Annotated in this window: 27 protein-coding genes and 1 tRNA gene; 16 read left to right on the forward strand and 12 right to left on the reverse strand. The window is 68.4% G+C overall.

From position 1 onward, the window contains the following. Window positions 1-3: 3 nt before the first annotated feature. The 4 genes from D3272_RS04740 to D3272_RS04755 are packed head-to-tail and all read right to left on the reverse strand — an operon-like array spanning window position 4 to window position 3,907. The gene (locus D3272_RS04740; RefSeq protein ID WP_129218001.1) at window positions 4-723 is read right to left on the reverse strand and encodes an ATP-binding cassette domain-containing protein; all 720 of its coding nucleotides are present in this window, start codon (window positions 721-723) and stop codon (window positions 4-6) included. Beyond that, complete coding sequence (locus D3272_RS04745; protein ID WP_129218002.1) at window positions 720-1,778, reverse strand: ABC transporter permease subunit; 1,059 nt, start codon at window positions 1,776-1,778, stop codon at window positions 720-722. Before D3272_RS04745 ends, D3272_RS04740 begins: the two co-directional genes overlap by 4 nt. Next, complete coding sequence (locus D3272_RS04750; RefSeq protein ID WP_129218003.1) at window positions 1,775-2,641, reverse strand: ABC transporter permease subunit; 867 nt, start codon at window positions 2,639-2,641, stop codon at window positions 1,775-1,777. Before D3272_RS04750 ends, D3272_RS04745 begins: the two co-directional genes overlap by 4 nt. Before the next feature lie 21 nt (window positions 2,642-2,662). Continuing rightward, complete coding sequence (locus D3272_RS04755) at window positions 2,663-3,907, reverse strand: urea ABC transporter substrate-binding protein (RefSeq protein ID WP_129218004.1); 1,245 nt, start codon at window positions 3,905-3,907, stop codon at window positions 2,663-2,665. Window positions 3,908-4,331: 424 nt separating this feature from the next. Here D3272_RS04755 and D3272_RS04760 point away from each other — a divergent pair, with 424 nt between their 5' ends. From D3272_RS04760 to D3272_RS04780, 5 genes are all read left to right on the forward strand, one after another. Then, window positions 4,332-5,207 carry an ABC transporter substrate-binding protein gene (locus tag D3272_RS04760; protein ID WP_245496387.1) on the forward strand — a complete coding sequence of 292 codons (876 nt, stop codon included), beginning with the start codon at window positions 4,332-4,334 and terminating at the stop codon, window positions 5,205-5,207. An 85-nt stretch (window positions 5,208-5,292) separates the two neighbouring features. Next, the gene (locus tag D3272_RS04765; protein ID WP_129218006.1) at window positions 5,293-6,891 is read left to right on the forward strand and encodes an amino acid ABC transporter permease/ATP-binding protein; all 1,599 of its coding nucleotides are present in this window, start codon (window positions 5,293-5,295) and stop codon (window positions 6,889-6,891) included. 11 nt (window positions 6,892-6,902) lie between these two features. Further along, on the forward strand, window positions 6,903-8,150 hold the full coding sequence (locus D3272_RS04770) for an acetamidase/formamidase family protein (RefSeq protein ID WP_129218007.1): 1,248 nt from the start codon (window positions 6,903-6,905) through the stop codon (window positions 8,148-8,150). A 103-nt stretch (window positions 8,151-8,253) separates the two neighbouring features. Beyond that, a complete protein-coding gene (locus tag D3272_RS04775) occupies window positions 8,254-10,656 on the forward strand; it encodes an acetamidase/formamidase family protein (protein WP_129218008.1) in 2,403 nt (800 codons plus the stop codon). Further along, window positions 10,641-11,027: a RidA family protein gene (locus D3272_RS04780; RefSeq protein WP_129218009.1), complete on the forward strand. Its 387-nt coding sequence runs from the start codon at window positions 10,641-10,643 to the stop codon at window positions 11,025-11,027. The genes D3272_RS04775 and D3272_RS04780 overlap by 16 nt, the downstream gene beginning before the upstream one ends. Window positions 11,028-11,094: 67 nt before the next feature. On the opposite strand, the gene D3272_RS04785 is transcribed toward D3272_RS04780, so the two are convergent. After that, entirely contained in the window at window positions 11,095-11,439 is a 345-nt protein-coding gene (locus D3272_RS04785; protein ID WP_129218010.1) for a hypothetical protein, read from the reverse strand. A gap of 793 nt (window positions 11,440-12,232) precedes the next feature. On the opposite strand from D3272_RS04785, the gene D3272_RS04790 reads away from it, so the two are divergent. Next, on the forward strand, window positions 12,233-12,463 hold the full coding sequence (locus tag D3272_RS04790) for a hypothetical protein (RefSeq protein ID WP_129218011.1): 231 nt from the start codon (window positions 12,233-12,235) through the stop codon (window positions 12,461-12,463). A 147-nt stretch (window positions 12,464-12,610) separates the two neighbouring features. Then, complete coding sequence (locus tag D3272_RS04795; RefSeq protein ID WP_129218012.1) at window positions 12,611-12,808, forward strand: hypothetical protein; 198 nt, start codon at window positions 12,611-12,613, stop codon at window positions 12,806-12,808. A gap of 12 nt (window positions 12,809-12,820) precedes the next feature. On the opposite strand, the gene D3272_RS27850 is transcribed toward D3272_RS04795, so the two are convergent. After that, entirely contained in the window at window positions 12,821-13,294 is a 474-nt protein-coding gene (locus tag D3272_RS27850; RefSeq protein ID WP_245496388.1) for a hypothetical protein, read from the reverse strand. A gap of 294 nt (window positions 13,295-13,588) precedes the next feature. Here D3272_RS27850 and D3272_RS04805 point away from each other — a divergent pair, with 294 nt between their 5' ends. Then, complete coding sequence (locus tag D3272_RS04805) at window positions 13,589-14,557, forward strand: mechanosensitive ion channel family protein (protein WP_165361219.1); 969 nt, start codon at window positions 13,589-13,591, stop codon at window positions 14,555-14,557. 32 nt (window positions 14,558-14,589) lie between these two features. On the opposite strand, the gene D3272_RS04810 is transcribed toward D3272_RS04805, so the two are convergent. Both D3272_RS04810 and D3272_RS04815 read right to left on the reverse strand, forming a co-directional pair. Continuing rightward, window positions 14,590-15,054: a low affinity iron permease family protein gene (locus tag D3272_RS04810; RefSeq protein ID WP_281010624.1), complete on the reverse strand. Its 465-nt coding sequence runs from the start codon at window positions 15,052-15,054 to the stop codon at window positions 14,590-14,592. A 79-nt stretch (window positions 15,055-15,133) separates the two neighbouring features. Next, window positions 15,134-15,556 (reverse strand): cupin domain-containing protein, encoded by a 423-nt coding sequence (locus D3272_RS04815; RefSeq protein WP_129218013.1) that lies wholly within the window; start codon window positions 15,554-15,556, stop codon window positions 15,134-15,136. 342 nt (window positions 15,557-15,898) lie between these two features. Between D3272_RS04815 and D3272_RS04820 the strand changes: the two genes are divergently transcribed. After that, window positions 15,899-16,129 carry a hypothetical protein gene (locus tag D3272_RS04820; RefSeq protein ID WP_129218014.1) on the forward strand — a complete coding sequence of 77 codons (231 nt, stop codon included), beginning with the start codon at window positions 15,899-15,901 and terminating at the stop codon, window positions 16,127-16,129. A 206-nt stretch (window positions 16,130-16,335) separates the two neighbouring features. Here D3272_RS04820 and D3272_RS04825 read toward each other — a convergent pair whose 3' ends face one another. Then, the gene (locus D3272_RS04825) at window positions 16,336-16,584 is read right to left on the reverse strand and encodes a hypothetical protein (protein WP_129218015.1); all 249 of its coding nucleotides are present in this window, start codon (window positions 16,582-16,584) and stop codon (window positions 16,336-16,338) included. Between the two features lie 573 nt (window positions 16,585-17,157). Here D3272_RS04825 and D3272_RS04830 point away from each other — a divergent pair. The 6 genes from D3272_RS04830 to D3272_RS04855 all read left to right on the forward strand — a co-directional run bounded on the left by D3272_RS04830 (window position 17,158) and on the right by D3272_RS04855 (window position 22,177). After that, a complete protein-coding gene (locus tag D3272_RS04830) occupies window positions 17,158-17,490 on the forward strand; it encodes a hypothetical protein (RefSeq protein ID WP_129218016.1) in 333 nt (110 codons plus the stop codon). Between the two features lie 598 nt (window positions 17,491-18,088). Beyond that, window positions 18,089-18,700 carry a hypothetical protein gene (locus tag D3272_RS04835; protein ID WP_129218017.1) on the forward strand — a complete coding sequence of 204 codons (612 nt, stop codon included), beginning with the start codon at window positions 18,089-18,091 and terminating at the stop codon, window positions 18,698-18,700. Between the two features lie 75 nt (window positions 18,701-18,775). Continuing rightward, a complete protein-coding gene (locus D3272_RS04840; RefSeq protein ID WP_129218018.1) occupies window positions 18,776-19,282 on the forward strand; it encodes a hypothetical protein in 507 nt (168 codons plus the stop codon). A 280-nt stretch (window positions 19,283-19,562) separates the two neighbouring features. Further along, window positions 19,563-20,168 carry a hypothetical protein gene (locus D3272_RS04845; protein WP_129218019.1) on the forward strand — a complete coding sequence of 202 codons (606 nt, stop codon included), beginning with the start codon at window positions 19,563-19,565 and terminating at the stop codon, window positions 20,166-20,168. Window positions 20,169-20,305: 137 nt separating this feature from the next. Next, window positions 20,306-21,688 (forward strand): hypothetical protein, encoded by a 1,383-nt coding sequence (locus D3272_RS04850; protein WP_129218020.1) that lies wholly within the window; start codon window positions 20,306-20,308, stop codon window positions 21,686-21,688. Between the two features lie 54 nt (window positions 21,689-21,742). After that, window positions 21,743-22,177 (forward strand): hypothetical protein, encoded by a 435-nt coding sequence (locus tag D3272_RS04855; protein WP_129218021.1) that lies wholly within the window; start codon window positions 21,743-21,745, stop codon window positions 22,175-22,177. 235 nt (window positions 22,178-22,412) lie between these two features. Here the strand turns inward: D3272_RS04855 and D3272_RS28180 are convergent, their stop codons facing one another. Further along, the gene (locus D3272_RS28180; protein WP_281010627.1) at window positions 22,413-22,544 is read right to left on the reverse strand and encodes a hypothetical protein; all 132 of its coding nucleotides are present in this window, start codon (window positions 22,542-22,544) and stop codon (window positions 22,413-22,415) included. A gap of 1,237 nt (window positions 22,545-23,781) precedes the next feature. Between D3272_RS28180 and D3272_RS04860 the strand changes: the two genes are divergently transcribed. After that, entirely contained in the window at window positions 23,782-24,867 is a 1,086-nt protein-coding gene (locus D3272_RS04860; RefSeq protein WP_165361220.1) for a glycosyltransferase family 4 protein, read from the forward strand. Window positions 24,868-25,376: 509 nt separating this feature from the next. On the opposite strand, the gene D3272_RS04865 is transcribed toward D3272_RS04860, so the two are convergent. Continuing rightward, window positions 25,377-25,452, reverse strand: a tRNA-Ala gene (locus D3272_RS04865). 79 nt (window positions 25,453-25,531) lie between these two features. After that, a complete protein-coding gene (zwf, locus tag D3272_RS04870; RefSeq protein WP_129218023.1) occupies window positions 25,532-26,986 on the reverse strand; it encodes a glucose-6-phosphate dehydrogenase in 1,455 nt (484 codons plus the stop codon). Between the last annotated feature and the right edge of the window lie 3 nt (window positions 26,987-26,989).

Consider the following 26,989-nt stretch of genomic DNA (forward strand, 5'->3'; position numbering starts at 1 on the left):
GGGTCAGGCCGCCTTCTTGCCGAGGTAGACGTCGCGCACCCGCTGGTCGCGCATGACGGCGTCGGCCCGGTCCTCCATCAGCACCGAGCCGCGGTTGAACACGGTGATCCGGTCCGAGATCATGCGGATGAAGGCCATGTCGTGCTCGACCACGATGAGCGACGTCGTCCGGTTGATGGCGCGGACGATCTCGGCGGTGCGGCCGACCTCGTCGTGGTTCATGCCGGCGGCAGGCTCGTCGAGCAGGATGAGGTCGGGCTCCCCGGCCAGGACCGTGCCGATCTCGACCCACTGCCGCTGCCCATGCGCCAGCGTGCCGACGATCCGGTCGGTGGATCCCGCGAGCGCGATCAGCGACAGGACGCCGTCCACCACCGCATCCGCCCGCTTCGCGCCGTTCTTGCGCCGGGCCGCCAGCCACAGGTTCTCGCGGATCGACAGGCCGTTGAACACCGACGGGGTCTGGAGCTTGATGCCGATGCCGGCGCGGGCGATGGCATGGGGCGCCGCCCCGGCGATGTCGCGGCCGCGGTAGCGCACCGTGCCGGCGCTCGGCAGCAGCTGCCCGGTCAGCACCTTGAAGAAGGTGCTCTTGCCGGCGCCGTTGGGCCCGATGAGGCAGCGCAACTCGCCCTCCTCGAGGGTGAAGTCGACGGCGTCGACCGCCACGACGCCGCCGAAGCGCATCGTCAGCCCGCGGGTCTCGAGGAGGGGAGCCGTCATGACAGGGCCTTGCCGGGGAGGGGGTGCGCCGCCGGGGCTTCGGCCGGCCCGGGGCGGCCGCGCCTGCCGCGGCGCCACAGGGCCGCGACGCCGCGCTCGACGGTGGGCACGACGCCCGCCGGCAGCACCAGCACGAAGACCAGCAGGATGGCGCCGAGCACGAAATTGGCGTCGAGCAGCTGCTGGCCGCCGATCTCGGTCACCAGGACCTGGATGGCGACGGCGCCCAGCACCGGGCCGATCAGCGTGCCGAGGCCGCCGATCATGACCCAGATGATGATCTGGGCCGAGGTGGCGAGGCCGAAGATGGTCGGGCTGATGAAGGCGCCCCACAGCGTGTAGAGGCAGCCGGCGAGGCCCGCGATGCCGCCCCCCACGACGAAGGCCAGGAGCTTGTAGAGCCGGGGATCGTAGCCGAGCAGCGACGCCCTGACCTCGTTCTCGCGGATGGCCACCACGACGCGGCCGAAATGGCTGGCGAGCAGCAGCTTCAGCCCGACGAACACCACGATGAGGCAGCCGGCCGCGAGGTACCAATCGTCCTCCGGCGCGAAGGCATAGCCGGTGAACGGGAGCGTGATGCCCGGCACCGACGGGATGCCGTTGAAGCCGCCGAGCGCCGCCGAGCCGATGCGGTAGGCGTCGCCCGCCGTCGAGTTGACGACGTTGAACAGGATCAGCGTCACCGTGAGGGTGATGACCCCCACGTAGACGTTGGAGATGCGCCCGTAGAACATGAAATAGCCGAGCAGGGCGGCGAAGAGCATCGGCACCAGCATCGACAGGATCACCGGCACGGTGCTGTCGGTGAAGTTGAACGCCCCGACCGCGTAGGCGTAGCCGCCGAGCCCGAAGAAGGCGGCTTGGCCGAAGGACAGGATGCCGCCGAACCCCCAGATGAAGCCGAGGCTGAGCGCCAGCACCGCCATGGCGACGAAGACCGTGGCCTGGAGCAGCGTGAACGTGTCGACGAACTGGGGCGCCAAGCCCGCCAGGACGGCCGCCCCGAGAGCGCAGAGCAGGGTGACGCGGAGCGACAGGACGGTGCGGATCACAGGCTCCCCCTGAAGAAGCGGCCGGTGATGCCTTCGGGCAGCACGCGGATCAGCAGCGTCGCGGCGACGAGCAGGATCACCTCGCCGAAGACCGGGGTGGTGAGGTAGGAGCCCATCTGGTTGATGGAGCCGAAAAGCAGCGACGCCGAGGCCGTGCCGGCGAGGATCGAGGCGCCGCCCCCGACCACGGTGATGAAGGCCTTGGCGACGAAGGCCGACCCCATGGTGGGGGCGACGCCGGAGACCGGGGCCAGCAGCCCGCCGGCGAGGCCCGTCACGGCCGCCCCGATGCCGAAGGTCGCCATGTAGACGCGATCCGGATCGACGCCGAGCGCCGAAGCCATGTCGGGCTTCTGCATCGTGGCACGGGCGATCAGCCCGAAGCGCGTGAAGCGCAGCACGACGACGACGCCGCAGAGCAGAAGCAGGGCGACCAGGGCCAGGAACGGCGTGTAGAGGTCCGACCGGTAGGCGCCGACCTGGAACCCGCCGAGCGGCGTCGGCACGCCGTTGATGGTGTTGCCGAAGATCATCGTCACCAGCCCGACGATGAACAGGCTGAGGCCCCAGGTCGCCAGCATGGTGTCGACCAGCCGTCCGTAGAGGACGCGGATCAGCGTCCGTTCCACCAGGATGCCGACGAGCCCGACGAAGACGGGCGAGATCACCAGCATGGCGAACCAGATGTTCACGCCGTGGTTGGTCGACAGCACCGTCGCGTAGGCGCCGAGCATCAGGAACTCGCCGTGGGCGAGGTTGATGATCTTCATCATGCCGAAGATGATGGCGAGCCCCAGGCTGATCAGCACCAGCGAGGCGATGCCGCTCAGCACGTTGAGCCCGACGATGGCGGCGAGGTCCATGGATGCCTCCTGGGTCGGGCGTCAGATCTTCACGACATATTGCTGGTTGTCGTTGGGGTTCTTGACGAGGTCGCAGACCGCGGCGGTGTCGAGCGGCTTCTGGTTCGGGTAGCTGCCCGTCACGTCCCACAGCTTGTCGTGGACGGTGGCGAGATAGGCGGAGCGGATGGCGTGGTGGGTCGGCTTGTCCACCGTGACGGTGCCGCTGGGCCCGTCGTAGGAGATGCCGCCTTCGAGCGCTTCGATCACCTTCATGCGGTCGATCGTGCCGGCCTTCCTCACGCCCTCGGCCCAGATGTGGACGCCCTCGTAGGTCGCGCAGGCGAGCTCGCTGACGTAGGGGATGCCCTGGCCGTATTTGGCGTGGAGCTTGTCGATGTAGGCCTTGCTGGCCGGCGTCGTCAGCTCCTGGAAATAGCCGTAGGCCCCCATGATGCCCTCGCTCTCCTTGGCGTCGAGCGTCGAGGGCTCGTTGACGAGGCCGAACGTGGTCGACGCGATGGGGATCTGCCCCTTCATGCCGGCCGCCGTCCATTGGCGGTAGAAGGCCGTGTGGTTGCCTCCGACCAGCGCCGACAGGATGAGGTCGGGCTTGGCGGCCTGGATCTTGGAGATGGTGGGGCCGAAGTTGGTGACGTCGAGCGGGAAGAACTCGGTGGCCAGCACCGTGCCGCCGTTGTCCTGGCAGTATTTGGTCATCCACTTGGCGGTGATCTGGCCGTAATTGTAGTCGGCCGCGATGATGTAGGCCTTCTTGCCGCTCTTGCCCATGGCGTTGGGCACGAGCTTCTCCACCGTCTGGGCCGGCGTGGTGCCGAGGCAGAACTCGTTGCGGTCGCAGACGCCGCCCTCGTACAGCGTGTTGTAGAAGTAGAGCGTCTTGAACCGGTCGAACACGGGGCGGATCGCTTCCCGCGATGCCGAGGTGATGCCGCCGTGCACGACCGCGACCTTGTCCTTCAGGGCCAGCTGCTGCGCATACTGCGAATAAAGCTGGATATTGGACTGCGGGTCGTAGCTGACGATCTTCAGAGGGCGACCGAGGAGACCGCCCGCGGCGTTGATCTCGTCCACGGCGAGTTCGACGCTGAGCACCATGGGCTGGCCGCTGGTGCCGAGCGCGCCCGACTGATCGTGCAGGCTGCCGACCAGAATCGGCGCCTCGGCGCCGAGCGCCGTCAGCCGCAGCACCGCCGGGGAGGCGACCAGCCCCGCCGTGGCCATGCCGGCCGAACCGAGGAATTTCCGCCGCGTGACGTCCGACATGCTGGTTCCCTGGTCTGCGGGCCGCGGCCCGTGGATCGGGAGAGCACCACCGATGGGACGGCAGTTCAAGCCCCACGCTCCTGCCTGAAATCTCAGCAGTGATGCATCCAACGACGACATTGTGGCTCTAAAATCCACTCCCATGCCTAGAGTATCGGCGTTATGGCGTCGGCGAGCCGGAGCGTGATGACCGATTGGACGGAAACGACAACTTTCGGGCATGGTTTTATAGTGTGTCGGGGCGCTGCGACGCAATTTATTGTGCGCTGTGGGGCAAGTGCGATTCCAGCTTCTCTTCTACGGTTCGGACACGCGCCGCAGGCCGGCGCCTCTTCGCTTCCGGGACTGCAAAGGAGATTGCGTGATGGTGCCAGCATCGTTTCGGACGGCGGTCGTGAGGGCGCGAGCCGCATCGACGGTCGGATTGACCGCCGCGTCGGCGCTGGCCCTGGCCTGCGTGGCCGGCACCGCGTCCTCCGGGCCCGCTGCCGCGGCCGCGGCGGCCATGCCGGCACCGCCGGCCTGCCAGGCCCTGCAGAGCCGGTATCCACAGTTCAAGGGCAAGACGCTGGTCGACGCCGTGAACCCGCACACGCCCGGCTACGAGGCGCTCGACCCGCAGGACCCCTCGAAGTACATCGGCTTCGACATCGATCTCGCCGAAACCATCGGCGATTGCCTGGGGTTCACCCTCACCTACAAGCCCGTGACCTTCGCGGCGCTGCTCACCACCCTGTCGAGCGGGCAGGCCGACATCGTCATCTCGGACATCTACGCCACCGAGGAGCGCGCCAAGGCGGCCGACTTCATCACCTATTCCAAGGTGTTCGACGGCGTGCTGGTCGCCAAGAGCAACCCGAAGAAGATCTCCGGCATCAATGCCAGCCTGTGCGGCACGACAGCCGCCGAGAACACCGGCTACGTCGAGATCCCGCTGATCCAGAACCTCGCACCCGAGTGCAAGGCGCAGAACAAGCCGGCGGCCGAGATCCAGCTCTACGACAACAACGCCAACTGCATCCAGGCGATCCTGGCCGGCCGCGCCGACACCTACATCAACGATGTCAACACGGTGGACCAGGCCGTCAAGGCCTATCCGGACAAGCTTGAGAAGGCGACGGCGGTGACGCTGCCCTACTCGGTCGGCATCGCGGTCCCGAAGGACAAGCCCGAGTTCCGCGACGCCGTCCTGGCGGCCCTGACGGAGATCCAGAAGGCCGGCATCGAGACCCGGCTCCTGGAGAAGTGGTCGCTCGGCGCCGGCACGCTCGATGCGCCCCGCCTCGTCATGGCCAAGTGATCCGGGCCGGGATGCCGCTCTCCTGTTCACCGCCGGTCGCTCGGTCCCGCACGGCCGGGGGTGAGCGGCGGGGGCTCCGGCCCTGATGGACCTCTTCCTCCACTACCTCGCCATGCCCTACCTGCTGCAGGGCATCGGGTTCACGGTCGCCGTGACGGCGCTGGGGCTCGGCGGGGGCCTCGCGGCCGGGCTGGTCCTGGCCGCCATGCAGCTCAGCCGCTTCTGGCCCCTCGCCGCCCTGGCGCGGGCCTACACGATCGTGTTCCGCGGCACGCCGCTGATCCTCCAGCTCGTCTTCGCCTATGACGCGCTGCCGCTCATCGGGCTGAAACTCAGCGCCATCGGGGCCGCGGGCCTGGCGCTCGCCGCCAACGAGGCGCCGTTCATCGCCGAGATCCTGCGCTCGGGCGTGCTCGGCGTGGACCGCGGCCAGGTGATGGCCGGGCAGGCGCTCGGCATGACGCCCGCCGTGCTGATGCGCCGGGTGATCGCCCCCCAGGCGATCCGCACCATGGTGCCGGCGCTCGGCAACGAGACGGTCTCGGCGCTGAAGAACTCGTCGCTCGCCTCCGTCATCGCCGTCGAGGAGCTGACGCTGCGCTCGACGCAGCTCGCCTCCTCGACCTTCGACTTCTTCTCGATCTTCTTCGCCTCCGGTCTGATGTACCTCGTGCTGACGGGGGCCGTCAGCCTGCTCCAGATCGCCGTCGAGCGCTGGCTCGACCTCGACCGGCCGAGCGCCCGGAGCCGGGTGCTGCGCCTGCTGCCGGGGCGCCGGCCGGTTCCCGCCACGGTCCCGGCCGCCCTCGCCCCGGCACCGATGGCGGCGGGGCCCGATCCCGTCCCCGCCGCGCCGCGGCCGGACCGGGCGAAGCGGGCCGCCGCCATCCGGAACAACAACCCCGCCGTCGAGGTCGCGGGGCTGACGAAGCGCTACGGCGAGCAGCCCATCCTCTCATCCCTCGACCTCACCGTGCGGGTGGGCGAGGTCGTGGCCCTGCTGGGCCCGAGCGGCTCCGGCAAGAGCACGCTGCTGCGCTGCATCAACCGGCTCGAAACCTGGCAGGACGGCACCGTGCGGGTCGGCGGGCGGCGCCTGGGCTTCCGTGCCGACGGGCGCCCCGTCGGCCCGCGGGTCCTGGCGGAGGAACGCGCCGACGTCGGCGTCGGCATGGTGTTCCAGAGCTTCAACCTGTTCGGCCACCTCAGCGCGCTGGAGAACGTCGCCGGGCCGCTGCGCTGGGTGCACGGCCTGTCGCGGCTCGACGCCGAGCGCCGCGCCCGCGCCCTCCTGGAGCGCGTCGGCCTCGCCCACCGCGCCGATGCCCTGCCGCGGCACCTGTCCGGCGGCCAGCAGCAGCGCGTCGCCATCGCGCGCGCCCTCGCGCCGAACCCCAGCGTGCTGCTGCTCGACGAGCCCACCTCGGCGCTCGACCCCGAACTCGTCGGCGAGGTGCTGGAGGTGATCCGCCGGCTCGCCGTGGAGGACGGGCTGACGATGATCATCTCCACCCACCAGGTGCGCTTCGCCGACGAGGTGGCGGACCGCGTGGTGATCCTCGGCGGCGGCGCCATCGCCGAGGAAGGGCCCGCCCACGAGGTGCTGCGCCACCCGAAGAACCCGCTCACCGCCCGGTTCCTCCGGGCGATGAGCGCCGACCGCGCCACCGAACTTCCGGCCTGAGGACGACGCCCATGCGGCACCACACCCTGCCTGTGTCCCCCGCCACGGTTCATTGGGGCTATTTCTCCAAGGCCGTCGCCCCGGCCCTGACGCTGCGCTCCGGCGACCGCGCCACGATCGAGACGCTGACCCACCACGCCGGCGACGACTACGAGCGCATGATCGCCGGCGACCCCGGCGCCGAAAGCGTGTTCCGCTGGACGGCGGAGCACAAGGCCGTGGCGCGGCGCGGCGCCGGCCCGACCGAGGGTCCCTTCCTGCGCGGCTCGGGCGAGGGGCTCGGCGTCCACCTGCTCACCGGCCCCGTGGCGATCGAGGGCGCCGAGCCCGGCGACATCCTCGAGGTCCGCATCCTCGACGTGCGCCCGCGCCCGAGCTGCAGCGCCTGCCACGCCGGCCGCTGCTTCGGCTCCAACGCCGCCGCCTCCTGGGGCTTCCATTTCGGCGACCACGTCGAGGAGCCGAAGGGGCGCGAGGTGATCACCATCTTCGAGCTCGACACGGCGGGCGAGCCCTTCGCCCGCGCCGTCTACAACTACGTCTGGACGCCCCAGACCGACCCCGACGGCATCCTCCACCCCACCATCGACTATCCCGGGGTGGTGGTGGACCATGCCAAGGTGCGCGAGCGCCACGGCATCCTGAAGGACGTGCGCGTGCCGGCGCGGCTGCATTTCGGCACCATGGGGCTGGCGCCCTCCGAATCCGACTTCGTGTCCTCGATCCCGCCGAGCTACACCGGCGGCAACATCGACGACTGGCGCATCGGCAAGGGCGCCCGCATGTATTACCCCGTCGCCGTCGACGGCGCCTTCTTCTCGGTCGGCGATCCCCATGCCGCGCAGGGCGACAGCGAGCTCGGCGGCACCGCCATCGAGACCTCGCTGACGGGCGACTTCGAATTCGTGCTGCACAAGAAGCGCGACCTCGGCGGTACCGCCCTCGAGGGCCTCACGCATCCGATGCTGGAAACCGACGACCGCTGGTCGGTCTACGGCTTCACCTTCCCCAACTACCTCGCCGAGCTCGGCCCCGACGCCCAGACCGCCGTGGCGAGCCATGCCAGCCTCGACAAGGCCATGCGCGACGCCTTCCGCAAGCTGCGCCGCTTCCTGATGACGGTGCACGGGTTGAGCGAGGACGAGGCGATCGCGCTCCTGTCGGTGGCGGCGGACTTCGGCGTCACGCAGGTGGTCGACGCCAATTGGGGCGTGCACGGGTCCATCCGCAAGAGCGTGTTCACCTGCACGGGGGCCTGATGGCGGCGCCGTGCCCGGCCGCGCCGGTCCGGCCCGTCACGGGCCCGGCGCGATCCGATCCCGGCCGCTTGCGATCCAGCCCGCAGGCCCGCTAGATCCACGCATGAACGTGCGCCGGTTCACGAGCGAGTCCTACCCCGACGGTGAACGCCGTGCCGCTTGGCGCGGCGTTCTGGCGGCACTCGGCTTGAGCGCCGACGCGCCGTCCGCGGGGTGGGGTTCGCATGCCACCGCGATCCTGAGGGGAACGGGCGAGGGCATCACGGTCGGGCGCCTCGTCGCCGAACGGCAGATCCTGTCGCCGATGGTCCGGCCTGCCGCCGTGCCGTTCGTCGGGGTCCCGCTGATCCTGATCCCGCTCGACGAGGGTGCGAACCTCGACGTGGGGGGCGAACGTCGTCCCGTGCGGGCCGGCCAGATCGCGCTGCTGCCGCGCCACGGCGGCGCGCCGGTGCCGATCTTCGACGGCGGCCGGACGCTGGTCCTCTCGGCCGGGGACGAGGCCTTCCGCGGCCGCAGGATCGGCACGGCCTCCAAGATCCTGCCGCGGGTGATGGCCGCCGAAGGCCTCGCGGGCGTGCTGGCCGGCAGCCTCGCCTCCGCTGCCGAAGCGCTCGACGCCCTGTCCGACCCGGAATGGGAGGCGGTGGCGGCCGGCCTCGCCGAACTGCTGCTCGCCCTGCTGCGCGGCTCGGCCGCGGCGGCCGACGAGAGCGCCGGCGCGACCAGTGCCGCCACCGCCGGGCAGGCCGCCCTGCTGCACCGCGTCCACCAATCCATCGAGCGGCGCCTCGACGACCCGGATTTCACCCCGGGGCGCGCCGCCGAGGCGCTCGGCATATCCGAACGCTACCTGCACCGCCTGTTCGAGGGAACGGGCGACAGTTTCGCCCATACCGTGCGGGAACGCCGCCTCCTGCGCAGCCGGCTCGACCTGTCGAACCCCGCCGAAGCGCACCAGACGGTGTCGGAGATCGCCTTTCGCTGCGGCTTCACCGACGCGGCCCACTTCAGCCGTGCCTTTCGCGACCGGTTCGGGCTGTCGCCACGGGCGTTTCGCCAAGGCGAGATCGAGCGCACGAAGGAGGCGGCGAGCCCCGGTGTCCAACGCGGCTGGCCGCAGGACTCGGCCGTGCAGACGCGCGTCCGGCGCCCGGAAACCAGGCGGGGTCCCTCCGCCCCCCAGGTCCCGGCGATCGACGCGGGAACGGCGCCCCGCCATCACCACCTCGCCGTCGCGGCGGATCGCGTCCATTGGGGCTTCTTCAGCCGCGCGCTGAAACCCGTGCTGGAGGTCGCCTCGGGCGATACGATCACGGTCGAAACGCTGTCGCAGCACGCCTCCGACGACCCGGCCCTGATGATCGCCGGCGACCCCGGCGCCGAGGAGGTGTTCCGTTGGACCCGCGACGGCAAGGCCGTCGACCGCCGCGGCGCCGGCCCGCTCGACGCATCGGTCTACGGGCGCGGGGCGGGCGAGGGCTTCGGGGTGCACATCTGCACCGGACCGATCGCGGTGCGGGGGGCCGAGCCCGGCGACGTGCTGGAGGTCCGCATCCTCGACATGGCGCCCCGGCCGAGCCGCGCCCCCGGCGTCGCCGGCCGCGTGTTCGGTTCGAGCGCGGCGGCCTGGTGGGGCTACCACTACGGCGAACTCCTGTCGGAGCCGAAGCCGCGCGAGGTCGTCACCATCTACGAGATCGATGTCGGTGCCGAGCAGCCCCACGCCCGCGCGCTCCATTCCTTTCGCTGGACGCCGCAGACCGACCCGTCCGGCGTGGTGCATCGCACCTACGACTACCCCGGTGTGCCGGTCGATCCGGGCAGCGTCGTTCGGCGCCACGGCGTCCTCGACGGCATCCGCGTGCCGCTGCGGCCCCACTTCGGCGTGATCGGGGTCGCGCCGCGCGAGAACGACCTGGTCGACTCGGTTCCGCCATCCTACTTCGGCGGGAACCTCGACAATTGGCGGCTCGGCAAGGGGGCGTCGGTCTTCCTCCCGGTGTCGGTCCCGGGCGCGCTCCTGTCGATCGGCGATCCCCATGCCGCCCAAGGCGACGGGGAACTCAGCGGCACCGCGATCGAATGCTCGATGACGGGGACGATCGCGGTGGTGCTTCACAAGCGCGCCGAACTCGATGGCCGCCCCTTCGCGGGCCTGACCTACCCGCTGATCGAGACACCGACCGATTGGGTGCTGACCGGCTTCAGCCATCCGAACTACCTGGCCGAGTTCGGCGCCAAGGGGCAGAGCGCCGTCTATGCCACCTCCTCGCTCGACCTCGCCATGAAGGATGCGTTCCGCAAGGCGCGGCGCTTCCTCATGCAGGCGGGCGGCCTCGACGAGGACGAGGCCGTCGCGCTGATCTCGGCGGCGGTGGATTTCGGCGTCACCCAGGTGGTGGACGGCAACTGGGGCGTCCACGCCATCCTGAGCAAGCGCCTGCTTCCCAGCCCTCGCGTCCCGATCGAACCGGAAAGGCATGAACGATGCGGTTTCACATGATCCCAGGGGGGCCGACGCCGGTCGCGCCCTTCAGCCACGCGGTGGAAACCGACGGCCTGATCTTCGTCACCGGCCAGATGCCCGACACGCCCGAGGCTCCCGGCGTGTTGCCGGACGGCATCGTGGCGCAGACGCGCGCCGTGATGGAGAACCTGCGCCTGGTGCTGGACGGGCTCGGCGTCGGCTTCGAGGACGTCGCCATGGCCCGCATCTACCTCACGCGGTTCAAGGACGACTACCCGGCCCTGAACGAGACCTGGCGCTCCTACTTCGCGCCGGGTCGCCTGCCGGCCCGCACCTGCGTCGGCGTGACCGGCCTGGCCTACGACGCGCTCGTCGAGATCGACCTCGTGGTCCGCCGGCCGGCCTGAGCTGGCGGCACCGCGGCCGCCTTCCGCGGCCCTGTCGCATCGCGCGGCCGCGTCGACCCCACCGGGGTCAATTGCCGTCGGCGGCGCTCTTGAGGCTGGTGTCGATGAATGCAGGGGTGAGGGCGGCGCAGGTCTGGTCCTTGTTCTGCCCGACCTGGGTGCCGACGGCTTTCATCAGGTCGGTGAACTGAGCCTGTGTCAGGTCGTGCTGGGCTTCCGCCGAGGTCTGCAGGCCTTTCTGGATCTCGGCGGTCTGTCTCGTCGTGAGGTCGGGTTTGCAGATGCCCGTCATGACGGCGAGCGCGCCGTAGGACAGCATCCGCTTGGCGTCGATGGACAGTTCCGGCTCGGCGGCCCGCGCCTGCGATGCCGATAGGGCGGCCATCAGGCCGGCGATGACAAGAAACCTCACGCGGATGGTCTCGGCTGTTGTGGGGGAGGGACTCATGCGGCGAGCGTGCGTCCCATGGCCCGTCCGGTCCAGGCCCGAGCGTCCCAAAAACCTGTCCAAGTGTCCCAAAATCACCGGAGGACCGGCGATCGCGGTGCCGCGGTCGACGAAGCCTCGCTCGATCGGCCCCCGTCCCCGGGCGGCAGCCGCCGAGACGTCGATGACGCCTTTCGTCCGGAGTGCCTTCGCCTTCGGAGGTCTCGCGCCAGCTTGGGAGCGCCGGGATGGCGCCGAGGACGCCGATGCGCCGTCAGGATGCGCCGGGCGGTCGTCGCAGCGGAGCCCCGACTTGCGGTCTCGTCCGACATCTCATGCGGATCGGCAAGGCTTGACCACGGCTCGGCTACGGCCTCGTCGCGCGACGAACATACGGCGTGCGTCGCTCAGTATTCTACAAAGAACATGAGAACCTCGAAAGTCGTCTGCGCATAGAGTGCGATGGTCTTGAGCATCGACGGAAGCCTCTGGAGCGATGAAATCGTCGCGTGATCGATTTTCCGAAACCCAGGCTCACCATGCCGCATGAGGCGCCAGCGGGTAAGCGGGTCGGGTGTTTCATCGATCGTCAACGATACCGTTAAACCTTGATCGACCGCATCGAGGTTAAGCGCGCCGGGCGACCCCCCTCGACGGTCGCGCCGGCATGCGGCGTCACGTAGGCGACGAGGTCGCGTGTCGAAGGTGAACCCGGCTCCAGGACGCTGCGTTCAGCGAGCGGGAGGCGGAACCACCGCCTTCGGTTCGAGGACGTTCAATGCGCAATCTACTCACTGCCGCGATCGCGGTCGCCACCGTCTCGGCGACATGCGGGCTCGCAGCGCCGGCCTTTGCCGGAAGTCCGTATTACGCATTGCAGGACGAGGCGACGGTTCCCATGCGTAGCCCGCGGCCGATCGCGCGGCGCGAGATGGGTCATTTCACCTGCTCGTACAACGAGCGCTCCACGAGGCTGGAGCGCAAGAACTGCGGTGGCCAGCGGTTCTGATCCAACCCGACCGACAGGGCCGGTGAGCTTGGGTGAGTTCGCCGGTCCCATCGCATCCGAGACGGGGCGCCCTTCGCAGGCGCCCCGGGCAGGCACCGGCTCCGGACAGGGCCTGGGCTGGCGCATTGATCGCCTGGAGTTTTCGATATGCCGAAGTTCAAGGTCACGGTCGCGGACGAGGCAGGCCACAGGCTCTACGATGAGACCATCGAGGCCACGGGTCCGCTCGAAGCCTGCGCCAAGGCGGCGGCCGACGCCAGGACGGCCGACGTGGCCGAGTCCGAAGAGAATCTCGGGCCGATGCGGCTGACCACCGGCGATGACGGCCTGCCCATCGGCGACTAGGGCGGATCGAGGTCAGCCGACGAGGCTCCCGATGAGCTTCAGAAGGCCGAGCATCTCGGGCGCCGATGGACCGCGGTTCAGGAAGGCACCGAGTTCGATGTGGGTCACGGCGCCGCCCGAGGGCTGGTTGGCACGATGCACGACATGGGCGACCCCGGTCGCGTCGTCGCGGCCGAGGAACCACCGGTCCCCGTTCGAGCTCGATGCAAACTCCCGGAGCTTGTCGGTCGGGGCCGCAGCTTGGAAGTCACCCCCGCCGATCCTGGTGACGATGCCTTGCTTGTGGAGGAGGTCGCTCCGCAGCTCGTCGATGGCTCTGGCCTGCCGTTCGGCATGGGTGACGAGGCCGTCCACGGCTTCGATCAGGGCGAGATGGATGCGGTCGGCATCGTCGGCCTCCCTGGCATCCTGAAGCGTTTGGCGCAGGTGTGCGAGGGGATACCGCGCCCGGACCGCCTGCGGGCCGTCGTCGTCCCGATGGACCATGGGATCGCCTTTCGTCTGGAGATGCGTCGCGCCGCTCGACGCCCACGGGGGGCGCCGTCCCCGAGGACGGCGTCGACCGCTTCGGCAACACGTTGGGCCGAGCGGAGCGTGAACGCAATCGCCGCGCGAGCCGACGACCCTGCCGATCCGAGGGCCGGCTCGCCTTGCCGATGCCGTTCGGCCCCCCTGCTTGCACGAGCGTGAAGGCGACGCCCTGTTTCTGCGGGCCATGGACATCGCAGCGGCCCGGGTTGCTCTATCGTGCGGTGCGGCGGCGAGCATGGGAGCGGGCGTTTGGATCTTCTGGGTGTGCATTGGGTCGGGGTCACGGCCGAGAACGGCCGGCGCCTGGTCCTGTCGATCCTCTTCGTCGCGGTCGTGCTGCTCCTGCGAGCGGGTCTGCGCCGTGGCGTGCGGAGCCTCCTTCAGGGCGACCGTGCCCGCCAGGCGCGCTTCTGGACCCACCAGGGACTGAACCTCGTCGCCTCGGTCGTCATCGTCTTCGGGCTGATGTCGATCTGGTTCAGCGACCCGGCGCGTCTGGCCACCGCCCTCGGACTGTTCGGCGCCGGACTGGCCTTCGCGCTGCAGCGCGTCGTGACCGCCATCGCCGGCTATATCGTCATCCTGCGCGGCGACACCTTCACGGTCGGCGACCGCATCTCGATGGGCGGGGTGCGGGGGGACGTGCTGTCGCTGGGCTTCATCCAGACGACCCTGATGGAGATGGGCGTCGCGCCCGGCAGCGACGCCGGCCCTTCGGTCTGGGTCAAGAGCCGCCAGTTCACGGGGCGGATCGTCACCGTGACCAATGCCAAGATCTTCGACGAGCCCGTGTACAACTACACGCGAGAGTTCCCCTTCATCTGGGAGGAGATGAGCGTCACGGTGCGCTACGAGGACGACCGGGCCCTCGTCGAGACGGTCCTGCTCGACGCGGCGCGGCGCCACGCCGTCGACCCCGCCGAGATCTCCAGCGAAGCGGCGAAGACGCTCGAGCGTCGCTTCGAACTGCAACGGCTCGACTTCGAACCCCGCGTCTTCTACCGCCTGACGCCCAACTGGCTGGAACTGAACCTGCGGTTCATGTCGCGAGACCACGGCACTCGCGCCATCAAGGACCTCATCGCCCGCGAAGTGTTGGACCGGTTCGACGGGGCCGGCATCCGCATCGCGTCGACGCCCTACCGTGTCGTCGAGATGCCGACGATGCCGGGCCTATCCTCGGAGCCCAGGCGGTCGTTGCGGGACGACCCCGTCTGAGCGCATCGCCCGACGTCGTCAGGCGGGCGGTCTCACGGCTCGATCCCTTTCGATCGGCCGACGGCGCTTTGGGCCTGTTCGATGCCGTCCTTCGCATCCTCCAGCTCCCCGCGCGCCGCGTCGATATCGGTCCCGGCACCCGTGGCGAGTCTGGAGAAGGCGGCCTTGAGCCGATCGAGCTCCGCCTCGCTGAGGTCTTCCAGCGCCAGCATCTTGTTGCGGGCGTCGCGGTCGACGCGGATCAACTCGTCGAGCTTGAGCTGGATCGCCGCCGCGTCACGGTTCTGCGCATGCTGGAGCAGGAACACCATCAGGAACGTCACGATGGTGGTGCCCGTGTTGATGACGAGTTGCCAGGTGTCGGAATAGCCGAAGACCGGCCCCACGGCGGCCCACCCCATGACGGTCAGGCAAGCCAGGGCGAAGGTCGAGCCTCGCCCCATCTGCCGGGCGGTCCAGTGGGCGAGCGATGAGAAGACCGAGTTGGGCGGGGTCAAGGTCGGGCGCTCGTCCCCAGCTGTCGTCCAGCCCCGCCGCCACCCTTCGGCGCCGCGAGGGCCGCCGCCGGGACCCGCATCAACCCTCCTTCGGCACGAGGCCGTGGCGGAGCATCGTCTGCTTCATCGTCGCCGGATCGGGTCTGCCGCCCTGGGCAAGCGCCGCCATCTCGCGGAAATAATCGGGGCCGAGCACGCCGGGCGTGAGGACGCTGACGCAGACGGCGGTCTCCGAGGTTGCGTTGGTGAAGCCGTGAACGATGCCGCGCGGGATGTGCAGGGTCTCGCCGGGGCCGACGTCGACGCTTTGACCATCCACGCTCCAGGTCGTCGTCCCGGTCAGGCCGTAGACTGTCTCCTCCCAATCACGGTGGTGGTGGGGAACCGGCATCCGGCTGCCGGGGAACAGGTGCATCTCGAACATGGTCAGGCTGCCTCGCGTCGTCTCCGGCGTTTGGAGGAAGCGCAGCTCCATGCTGGGCATCGTCACCGTTTCGACCATGGTGCATCTCCGGACTGACGCGATCTGACGGGGGACAGTCCGACGTCGGACCGTCTTTCCGCAACCCCATGCCGGCGCCGACGTCATCGTCGATCCGTTTGGACGAGGCTGGCCGGCGGACGGTGAACCGCCGCGACGCCGCGCGCCACAACGAGAGCGGGGCCGCGGACGAGAGCGTTCTCGCCTTCGACGTCCGCAGCCCCGCCGGGCACCTCGACCGCTCGGCGGCCCTGCTCCAAGCTCGGCCGATCGCCCGCGCCACTCTGGCGCTCGTTGCGATGAACGATCCTGCTCTCTCGCCAGTTGGTGCACCACAACGGCGACGGGCATGGAGTACGCAGGATGGACACGAACCCAATCAAGGTCATCTGGCTGTCGATCGGCCGGCATGTGGCCGATTCCGATCTCGTCGTCAGCGACTTTCACCTGGCCCGCAACGGGGAGGCGTCAGGCCTGACGATCAGCGTCAACCATCCGAACCGCAGCAACGACGACGGCAATCGGGACGAAGCCATGACCTTCGCCCGGGCGCTGTGTCGCGAGTTCGGCGAAACGGAGCCCATGGAAGGCTGAGCCCTCGGCGGGTCGCAGCCCCGCACCCGCCCCGTCGGGGGCCATCGTACCCAGGCGGAGCCATCGCATGAGGTGGCACCGCCGGTTCGGCAAGCCTGCATCGACTTCGGACAGAAAGCCGTGCCCGGACCCATCTTCGAGCACGACCTTTCACGTGGCGGTGCCGGTCCGGCAGCCGAAGGCCGAAGGACGCGGCAGGACGGAGCTCACCGGGCGGTCGACCATCCGTCGAGGTGAGGCGGCAGTTCGAGGGTCGCGGGGTTGGCGCCGTCCAGGGCCGGCATGCAGTCGCCGTTCAGCAGGGCTTTGAGGACCGCCGCGGGATGGCCGCCGGCCACGAGCTGCGCGCCGTTGCAGCTCGCCACCCATTTGCCCTCCCCATTCTCGCCCCAGGCGTTCGGCCTCGCCCATTCGATGACGAAGTGGCGCTTCTGAGTGGTGTGTTCATAGATCATGGGGACGCTCACGCTGGAGATCGCGACGCAACGCGACCGTAACGACCTCACAGTATAAATCGCCGAAACGACAGCCCCACGCCGAAATTGAGTTACCGCGCCGGCTGCACGCGACGTGGAGCGGAAGGCGAAAGCGCTCTCCTGCCATCACGACGTCTCGCGTCACAGCAACATCAACAGTGCGATCAGGCCCACTGCGGCCATGCCCAAGACCGCGGGAAGGATCGAGACCGCGATCTCAGGCAAGGACAGGTCGTGAGCGGCTGTGCCGCGATGGGGCGGTAAGGGTCGAAAGCGGTACGGCATGATGAGGACCTCGGGCGGGTGCCGCCTGCGGAGCAAGTCGCGCGCCGGCCGGTGAGGATCGCTGCGTAAGCTCTGCACCGAAGCGTCCCGATGCACGGAAAATCGCAGTTCCGCCCGTCGATGTTTGCCCGCGCCCCAGGGTCGACCCGCGTGACACCACCGTCGCCGACATCACATCCGACGTCGTTGCCGCCGCCGTGGTGCGGAACCGGGCTCGATGGCGGCTCTGCCGCGGCTGATCGCGTCCGTTACCTCCGACGGTGCAGAATGGTCGAACGCCTGTTCGGCGCCTTTTTACGCGATCTTAAGCCAGTCTGGCTATTCGATGCATCTTGCGATCCCACACGGGTGATAGTCGGCATGCCAAAACTTCACATGAATTTTGACGTCAAGGTCAAAGATTCGAAGCTGGCCGCTATCATCCATTCGGCGCTGCTGTTCGAAGATCCCAAAGCTTATCTAGACGCGGCGTGTCAGACCTTCCATCGGCTGGAATGGCTGCGGGAGGGCTCGATCATGAGACATGTCGGCAACCTCTATCGGTTACGCGAGATCGAGATGGTGATGGCCTTTCAGCGGGACCTCGCGACATGCCCGTGAGGCGCTTCTGTCCTGCCCCTTCGAACGCTCCAGTCTGGATGTCCTAGCGCCAGTGCCTGACTGAAGTGCTTCCGTCGTGGGTGAAGGCGCTCCAACTCTCGCCACGAGAGCAGTTTCACCGGTTCGGAGTCGTCGAGGCGACCTCGAAAGCCGATACCGCTGCAGCGTGTGTCGGGCCCTTGGCGACACGCGCCAGCTTCAGACCCCGAGGGGCGAGACCCGCCCGACATGGGCCGGCAAGTCCGTCCCGGTCTTGGCGCGGTCGACGACGTCGAGCCGCTCAGGCGAAGGCCGGGTGCGTGGGTGCTCGTCCAGTGCCGCCCGAACCGCCGCGCCTCACCTGGACGATGGCCGACACCCGATCCCTCGCGGCTCCCATCACCGTGAGAGTAGATCCGAGCTCTCCAGCCTGCATCGTCGGCTCCGCCCATCACTGAAGCGCCACGGTGCAACCTTCCTGCCGTTGAGGAATTTCATCCGATGCCACGGCAGGCACGACCGATCCGGCGATCGTTTGTGTTTTTTTGGCCGTTAACGTTCGGGTAACCATTCATCGGTTATTAACCCTCTCAGTCGAGGGGGTTAAGACATGTCTGGAATGACGAAGTTTTACGCATCGCGGATGCTGGACGGACGCGGCAGCGCCTCCGAAGAGAACCTCGCTCCGAGGATCGACATCTCCAGCTCACTCGGGGTGGCGGCCAACATCCATCGCAGGATCGATGCCGCCAGGGACAACAACAGCCTTCGACCCTCCGTCTCGGAAGCGGAGACAGACAAGCGAAGCGATTTCGTCAGCAACTACGGCGCTGCCTTGGGCATGCTGGAGAACGTCAACGCCGGGTTTGCCGATGTCTACAACAGACTCCAGGAATCCGAGCGCAACAAAGAGCAGCTGAACGCCGACGTCGAGCGGCAGAATCAGATCATCCAGCAGCTGCAGTACGATCTTGAAGTTTCGAAGCGGCATTGCGACGAATCCGAAAAGGAAAGCGCTGAGCTCGCCGATCGCGTGATCGCCGAAACGGCCCGTGCCGCCAATCTGGAGGACAACAATCGCCAGATCGAGCAGGCGCTGCACGAGACGAGGGTGCGTGTCAAAGAACTCGAGGAGGTCAGCAGGACGCTTCACGACGGCATCTTCACCATTTTCGGCGTCGGCTCCCCGACCCAGAAGGTGCTCGGTGAACTCGGCCGAAAGCATGTCTGATACGGGTCGTGCTTGTTGCCTGCCTTGAAATGCATTCAGCCAATAGTTGATTCCAGCCTCGTCCATGGAAGAACGATGATGAGTGCATTTCAGGCCGGGAGAGAGTTGCAGCACGACGGCGAGACATATTCTGCACAGGAAGAGATCAATCAGTTCATGAACCGATTTCTCGGCTTCGTGTCGCGCGACAATTCCCGTGCGCGCGTCGCGCCTGAGCAGTTGAGAGAAGTCGGAGCCCTGACGGTCCAAGACCTCAGCGCTGCGCTCGATAAGGTCGATCAGGTGTTTCAGTGCCTGGACAATGAGAGGCTGCGGTCGGTCCAGTACAGCATACAGTTGGAAGCCTTGAACTCGCTGCATCGCGCCACCGTCCTGACGAGAGACGAGTCGGCTACGAAGGCCGATGAAGGCGCACTGCACCGGCGGTGCCAGGACTTGCAGGACTACATCGACCTTCTAGCGCGAGTGTATCCCGCACTGAGGCTCGGCCGCGGCAAAGCGACCAGGATCGACGCATGCCGCACCCGCCTCGGCAAGCGCGTCAAGCGCCAACGGCGCAGGAGCAGCGCCGTCGCTCACTGAGCCCGGAAGCTGTCGATCGGTCGAGATCGACGGAAAGGTTCTCCGCGTTCGGCATGCCGTAGCGGACACACGCCAGACCGCAGACGCGACAAGCGACCCTCGCCGCGGAGCCTGCTCCCGCTGTCCGACCCCGCGATCCCGCCGCAGCGTCATGGCGTCGGTCCGGCGCGGGCGACCCGCCGATCCGGCGCGTCGGGCGCTCCGAAACCTGTTCAAGGGGCCGTATGGGCGAGGATGGCTGAACCCTTCGCATATACAAGTCACGCAATCTCAACGTAAGGTGCTGGATAACGGCGCAGGCACCGGAGATCGCGTAGTGACCAACGTTCCGTCCGCTCTGAGGGTGACACCGCTGAGGCCAGATCGGGGCGCGATCTCGGTCTTCACGGGCGGTGCCTCCGAGGCGTCGATCGGACCAGGACGCTTCGAACGCCTGCCCACGCCGGACCCTGCCGAGTCGGTCGCGTTGACGCCGCGCAACTACGAGACGGCTCTGAGCCTGCTCGAATGTGCCGCCAAGGCATTGGAGATCCTCTACGACCGGCGCGACCAGCTCGAAGCCACGATCGAGGACGTCTCGCTGCGGGCCGAAGGGGCGGTGGTGTCGGCGCAGGCCAAGATGCTCGACTGGCAGCAGGTGGCCGCCGGGCTGAAAGACCAGGTCCAGGACCTGGAGCGTCGCCTTGCCGCCATGCAGCAGCGCGCCGAACGCGCCGAGAGCCAGTTCGCGGCCGAGCGTGACCGCGTGGAAGCGGCCGAGCGCCAAGCCGCCGAGGCGCTCGACATCTCCCAGGGCCTGCATTCCAAGATCATGACGGCCTTCGGACGCAGTTCGAGCGCTCACAAGGCGCTTCTCGTCGCGATGGACGACGTGTCAGGCGTATGAGCCCGCAAAGCAGCACCGGATGACGTGCGGAGCCCGTGAAAGTCATGTTTGAAGGCTGGTCCCTGAAGCGGAGGCAGGCGCCCACGGGAGAGGTGACTCGGCCGCAACCCGCTGTTTCCGGGCCGGACGACGAGCCCGTGCATCTCGCCGCCGGCGGACCGCTCGACGCGCTGGGGCAGCAGAGCGAAAACGTTCGCGACCGCGTGAACCGCATGGCGACGCGCCTCGACGAACTGCGCTCGCTGTCGGCCGAGTTCGACCTCATCGTCGGCCCGCTCAACGGGTTCGTCGACCAACACGCGGCGTCCCGCGCGCGGCTAATGGAAGTGGAAGCGCTGCTGGCGCGCGAGCGCGAGATCGGCGCCGCCGTGCGGGCCGAGCTGGGCGTCCTGCAGCTCACCAGCGCCAAGACCTTCGGTGATTTCCAGGACGCGCTGTCGGCTCTGTCCGACCGCGAGGAGGTCGTGCGCCGCCAGGACGTGCAGGTGACCGAATTGCGCATCCGCGGCGCCGACCTCAAGAGCCATGCCGACAGCTTGGAGGCGCGTCTGTTCGTCGAGGCGGACCGCGCCAAAGCACTGACGGACGACAATGCCGCGCTGCGCGGCGAGCTGGCGAGGGCCGAGGAAGCGCGCGTCGCCAGTGATCGCGATCTCGCCGAGACGCGCGAAACCTTGGGGCTGACGGAAGCCGAGGCGTCCCGCCTGCAGGCCTTGGCGGAATCCCTGTCGCTCAGGATCTCGGGCCTCAGCCGCACCGTGGCGGACCTGGAGCCGCAGCTACAGATGGCGCGCAGCACGGCGGCGCTGGTCCAGGGCAAATACGCCGTGGAACAAGCGGCCCGGCAGAAAAGCGAGGCGGCGCGGGAGGCCGAGCGGGCCGCGCATGAGATGGAGCTGGCCTCTCAATCGATGAAGATCGACGGGTTGAACGCCCATGTCGTCAACACCGACAAGCTGATCGCCCATCTCCGCGACCAGCTCCACGACAAGTCGGAAGCGTTTCGCGCCGCCGAGAAGGCCTCGCGCGATGCCGCCGCCGAGAGACTGTCGCTGGAGCGCCGGCTCGACTCGGCGCTGGAAGCCTCGGCGCGCAACACCGCGCAGCTCGGGGATGCGCAGCGATCCGGTGCCGAACTCGCCAGCCGCGCCGACATGCTCGCCAAGGCGCTGGCCGCCAAGGACGGGGCGTTCGACGCCGCCAACCGCAAGGCGGCCAGCCTGCTCGACCGCATCGAGAGCATCAACGCCCGCTTCGCGCTCGAGCGTTCGGAGTTCGAGGCCACCCACCGGCGCACCATCGAGGAACTGCAGAACGAGCGGGCGGAGCGTTCGCTGGCGCATGGCGCGCTCGACATCGCGCGCCGGAGCCGGTCCTCGCTGCTCGCCCAATACACCGAGTTGAAACGCCGCACCGGCGGCGCCGACACGCGCACGAACGACGACGCTCCTGCACTCGAGGCCGGCCGGCCCCCAGATAGCAACGTCATGGCCTTCACGCCGCCCGAAGCGGGCGCGTGACGGCCGAGTCGTTCGGGCCGAAGAGTTCGACCCCAGTTGCCTGAGGAGAGTACGATGGTGGACGCTGTGATGCAGAGCCGTGATGACGCCGATGGCACCGCCTTGGTCGTGATGCCCGTCGGGGTGTCGTCCGACCGTGTGGTGGATTTTTCGTCCTCGATGAAGGACAGGCTGCTCCAGAATGCCGCCGAGGGCGCGAACGCAGGCAAGCGCGACTGGTCCTCGGCGCTCGACCTCGTCAGCGAGGCCTTCGAGGCGATCCGCATGGCGGACGAGCGCGCGGCAGCCTCGGAAGAGTACCAGGCCGAGATGATGCAACGCCATGCCGACCAGGTGAAGGTCATGGAAACCCGCATCGTCGCCGCCGAGAAGCGCGCCGATGCGGCTGAGAACCGCGCCAAGGTGGCGGAAGGCTGGCTGTCGAAGTTCCACGACACGATCATCGACGAGTTCCAGCGCACCTTCGCGTCGCGGCATGGCGAGCGCTGAAGCCCGGATTCGCGTGTGAGGCGACGGGGGAGGCCGGAACGGACGCGGCTTCCCCGTCGCTGGAGCGCTTTCGCCTTCGGCGACGTCGCTCCCCCTTCCGAACCGTGAGCAGGCCCATCGGCTGCGAACGCCGATGCGGCTCCGGGACCGTCGATGTCGCTTCAAGCCCGGTGATCGGGCCCGCGTGCGACACCCCGCGTGTGTCGGGGGCAGCCTGCCGCTCCGGCGCGCGGCGTCAGCGGCGCCGACGGGATCGCGGCCGCAGCATCAGGGCGGCGGCGCTGGTGACGAAGACGAACGACAGGCTTGCCACGAGCGTGAAGGCGCGGAGCTCATGGGGGCCGATGGCGTGGTGGTGAGCGGTCATCCTGGGCCTCCTACGCCGAGCCGCAGTTCCCCGTCACACCGTGAGAAGCCCTTCAGGACCAATACCGTCGTGACGGCGTCCGTCGAGATGGAGCCGGCTGCATCGGGCGAGCTTAGGACACATCAAAACCACATCAGCAAGGTCCAAGTCGATCGTCCATCCCGGTGCGGAATGGAACGCCATCACGGGCTCAACGCCACAGATCTCGCAGGAGTCCACGGCAGCACGCGATCGTGGATCGGCTCATGCAGGACTGCGGCCGACGAGCCATGCCGGAGCGTGGTGGCGCGGCATGCGCTCGACCGGGCGTTCGAAGGGGACCAAGCTGGCCCAGGCCATGAGTGGTGCCACCCGGATGACGCGTTCAGTTGGAAGACGGCCCGAGGCAGCAGACGGAACGTGATCGCTTGCAGCAGATACTGACCGTGGGACGACATGCCGAGGCTGCCGAGCAACGGGAGCAGTCCGCGCGGGACTGTGCCCGGAGTTCTGCCGGCCGACATCGTCGCGGCCGTCGAGGTGGCGATGCCCGTCGCATGAGGACCCATCCCACATAGCCGAGCAGGTGGCAGGCTACCAAGCCGACGCCTCGAAATGCGGCCGCCAATCTCGAGGCCTGTCGGGACCAGGGATGGGCATGGCGGCCGGCACGCCGAGGGGCAGCGCATCGAAGCAAGCGCTCGCGTTCGTCGCCGCGGTGAGCCAGTCCGCCCCCGCGGCCTCGAGTGATGTCCTGGCCACGACAGCCAAGACGAACCCCGCCTGGAGCCGTATGGGCCTTCTCCGAGCCGCCTTGGCGGCTCGAAGCCGATGACACCGCTGTCGATTCGGAGCTGGAGCGGGTTCGCCGATGGCGAAAGCGCCCTGGGGAAGGTGCCGGAGAGGCGTGACGGTGCGGGCCGCGACCATGAGGAGCGGGAACACCGCGTCGAACGGCTCGCCGAGGGCCGGGGACCACAGGACATCCCGGTGCAGGCCACAACGCCGTGCACGCCGCCCGACCCCGCAGCGGCGAGTCGAGCTTTCATTCGCCCTCCGACAAAGAGCTACCATGTCGCGCAAGCCGGCATTATAGTGCCGGAATTCTAGCCTGCTCGATTATGGCCGATGACCCCGAATCAACACAAAATAACGGCCGAATTCATTTCCTGAGAAACGTGAAACACATTGGGCAGTTGATGCGGAAATTAATTCTGCTTCGGCCTCCTCGCCGCCCGCGTGTCCTTGGATGGCTGACATGAAGATCGTGCACTACCTCAACCATGCGCATACGGCCAACGGGCACGTCGCAGTCGCCGTCGATCTCGCTTGCGAGCAGGCTCGAACGGGGCACGACGTCCACTTCGTCAGCGGTCGCTGTGATTTCCGCCCCGTCCTGGCCAGCCACGGGGTGACGTTTCATGAGGTCCGAGAGGCGGAGGGAGCCTTTCGCGTTCTCCAGATGGCGCAGGACCTCCACCCCATCGTGAGGCGTCTCAGGCCCGACGTGATCAACGCCCACATGGTCGCTGCCGCACTTGCCGCCAAGCTCGTCCAGATCCTGTCGCCATTCGGACTGGTGACGACCATCCACAATGCGTTCGATCGCCAATCCAGCCTCATGCGCGTCGGTGATCGCGCCATCGCCGTCAGCGAGGCCGTCAGGCTGCAGATGATGTCCCGCGGCATACCGGAGCGGAAGCTCCGAGTCGTCCGAAACGGCACGATCGGCGGCGGACGACGCAGCCACTACCCTACGGACATCGTGAAACTCGAGCACCCGGCCGTTGCGACCGTGGCGGGGCTTCATGACCGCAAGGGCATCAGCGACCTCATTCTGGCGTTCGAGAAGGTCTTCCAGAACCGGAGCGACGCCCACCTCTACATCGTCGGGGAGGGGCCCCGGCGTGACGCCTATGAGAGCCTGGCGGCACGGCAGAAGAGCGCCGCCCACATCCACTTTACGGGCCATCTGGACGATCCGCGGTCGGTCCTGGCCTCGACCGACATCTTCGCGCTGGCGTCGCTCCAGGACCCGTTTCCTCTCGTCCTGGGCGAAGCGCGGCAGATGGGCTGCGCGATCGTGGCGACGCGGGTGGACGGGATCCCCGAAGCTTTGTGGCATGGAGCCAAGGGCATGCTCGTGCCGCCTGCCGATCCCGACAGCCTCGCCGCAGCGCTGCTCGACCTGATCGACGATGAGCCCAAACGACACGCTCTCGCCGCCGCCGCCGCCGCCGATACGGACGACATCACGGTGGAGCGCATGAACCGCGATACGATGGACGTCTACGACGAGATCCTGCCGCGAGGCCGCCTAGCAACGTCCAGCGCCATGTCCTGACCGGACGCACTCCTTCGCACACGCGCGCATCAGGCGCGTCCCGGACCTCAGCCGCCGGGCCGAAGGCCGGCTCGCGCCCGATCGGGCGCAAGCCGATGGACGACGTGCCTGGCACTGGCCGGCGAGGATCTCCGAAGACGAATGGCACCAAGGGTGCACGGCACCAAGGGTGCACGGCACCAAGGGTGCACGGCACCAAGGGTGCACGGCACCAAGGGTGCACGGCACCAAGGGTGCACGGCACCAAGGGTGCACGGCACCAAGGGTGCACGGCACCAAGGGTGCACGGCACAAAGGGTGCACGGCACCCGGCCTGCACGTTTCACCCCTGCCGTGATGCGGATCTCGATGCCACGGCTCGCAACCTGTCCGGAAAGCGATCGCTCTGGATCGACGTCCCAGTCTGTCGGAGACGGCGGCAGGAGGTTGCGGAGACGTCCGAGCACTTGCTGTCGTGCCGGCACGACAGCGCCATCGGACGCGGTTCTCTCAGGGACAGTTTGGAACGCTGGTGGAGCTGAGCGGAATCGAACCGCTGGCCTCTGCAGTGCGATTGCAGCGCTCTCCCATCTGAGCTACAGCCCCAACGTGGCGTGTTGATAGAGGGCCGGCCCGTGCCTGTCAATCGCGACGTCGCCATGGCGGGAACGGGCCGGCGGGCGGTTCAGACGTCGCCTTCGCTCCAGCTGCGGCCGTCGCGTTCGATGAGGGCGATGGCGGCCGAGGGGCCCCAGGTGCCGGCCGTGTAGCTGCGCGGCGGTTCGCTGGAGGCCTGCCAGGCCTCGATGATCGGGTCGACCCAGGCCCATGCCGCCTCGACCTCGTCGCGCCGCATGAACAGCGTCTGGTTGCCCCGCACCGTGTCGAGGATCAGCCGCTCGTAGGCGTCGGGGTTGCGCACCTGGAAGGCCGCCGCGAAGCTCATGTCGAGCGACACGTGCTGCAGCCGCATGCCGCCCGGGCCGGGATCCTTGATCATCAGGAACAGCTTGATGCCCTCGTCGGGCTGCAGGCGGATCAGCAGCCGGTTGGGCCGCGGCGTCTCGCCGTCGAAGACCGAGTGGGGCACCTGGCGGAAGCTCACCACGATCTCCGACACGCGGGACGGCAGGCGCTTGCCGGTGCGGAGGTAGAAGGGCACGCCCGCCCAACGCCAGTTGCCGATCTCGGCCTTGATGGCCACGAAGGTTTCGGTCTGGCTGGGCTCGCCGAGTTCGTCGAGGTAGCCCGCCACCGCGCCGCCCGCCGAGGCGCCGGCCTTGTACTGGCCCCGCACCGTCACCGAGGCGGCGTTGGAGGTGTCGATGCGCTTCAGCGCCTTCAACACCTTGAGCTTCTCGTCGCGCACCGCGTCGGCCCGCATGGAGGAGGGGGGCTCCATGGCGACGAGGCAGAGCAGCTGCAGCATGTGGTTCTGCACCATGTCGCGCATGGCGCCGGCCTTGTCGTAATAGCCGGCCCGGCCCTCGACGCCGAGTTCCTCCGCCACCGTGATCTGCACGCTGTCGATGTGGGCGGCGCTCCACAGCGGCTCGAACAGGGCGTTGGCGAAGCGCAGCGCCATGAGGTTCTGCACCGTCTCCTTGCCGAGGTAATGGTCGATCCGGTAGATCGACGCCTCGGGGAAGACCGCCCCGATGCCCTCGTTGACGGTGAGGGCCGAGGCGGCGTTCTTGCCGATCGGCTTCTCGAGCACGATGCGGGTGCGGGGCTGGTTGAGGCCGTGCGTGCCGATCTTCTCGGCGATGGGCACGAACAGGTCCGGGCCCGTCGCCAGGTAGTACACCACCGTGTCGTCCTCGCGCTCGTTGACCAGCGCGGTGAGCGTGTCCCAGCCCTCGTCGCTTTCGGCATCGGCCGCGACGTAGAAGATCCGCTCGATGAAGGCATCGAGCGCGCCGTCGGCGTCGACGCCCTTCACGGCCTCCCGCGCCATGGCCTGGTACTCGCCCCGGTCCATCTCCCGGCGGGCGACGCCGATGATGCGGGCCAGGGAGGGAAGCTGGCCGGCGATGTCACGGTGCAGCATGGCGGGCAGGAGCTTGCGCCGCGCGAGGTCGCCCGTGGCGCCGAAGACGACGAGGGTGAAGGGGTCGACGGGGATGACGCGACTCGTCATGAG

It is taken from the genome of Lichenibacterium ramalinae (assembly GCF_004137085.1).
GTDB lineage: Bacteria > Pseudomonadota > Alphaproteobacteria > Rhizobiales > Beijerinckiaceae > Lichenihabitans > Lichenihabitans ramalinae.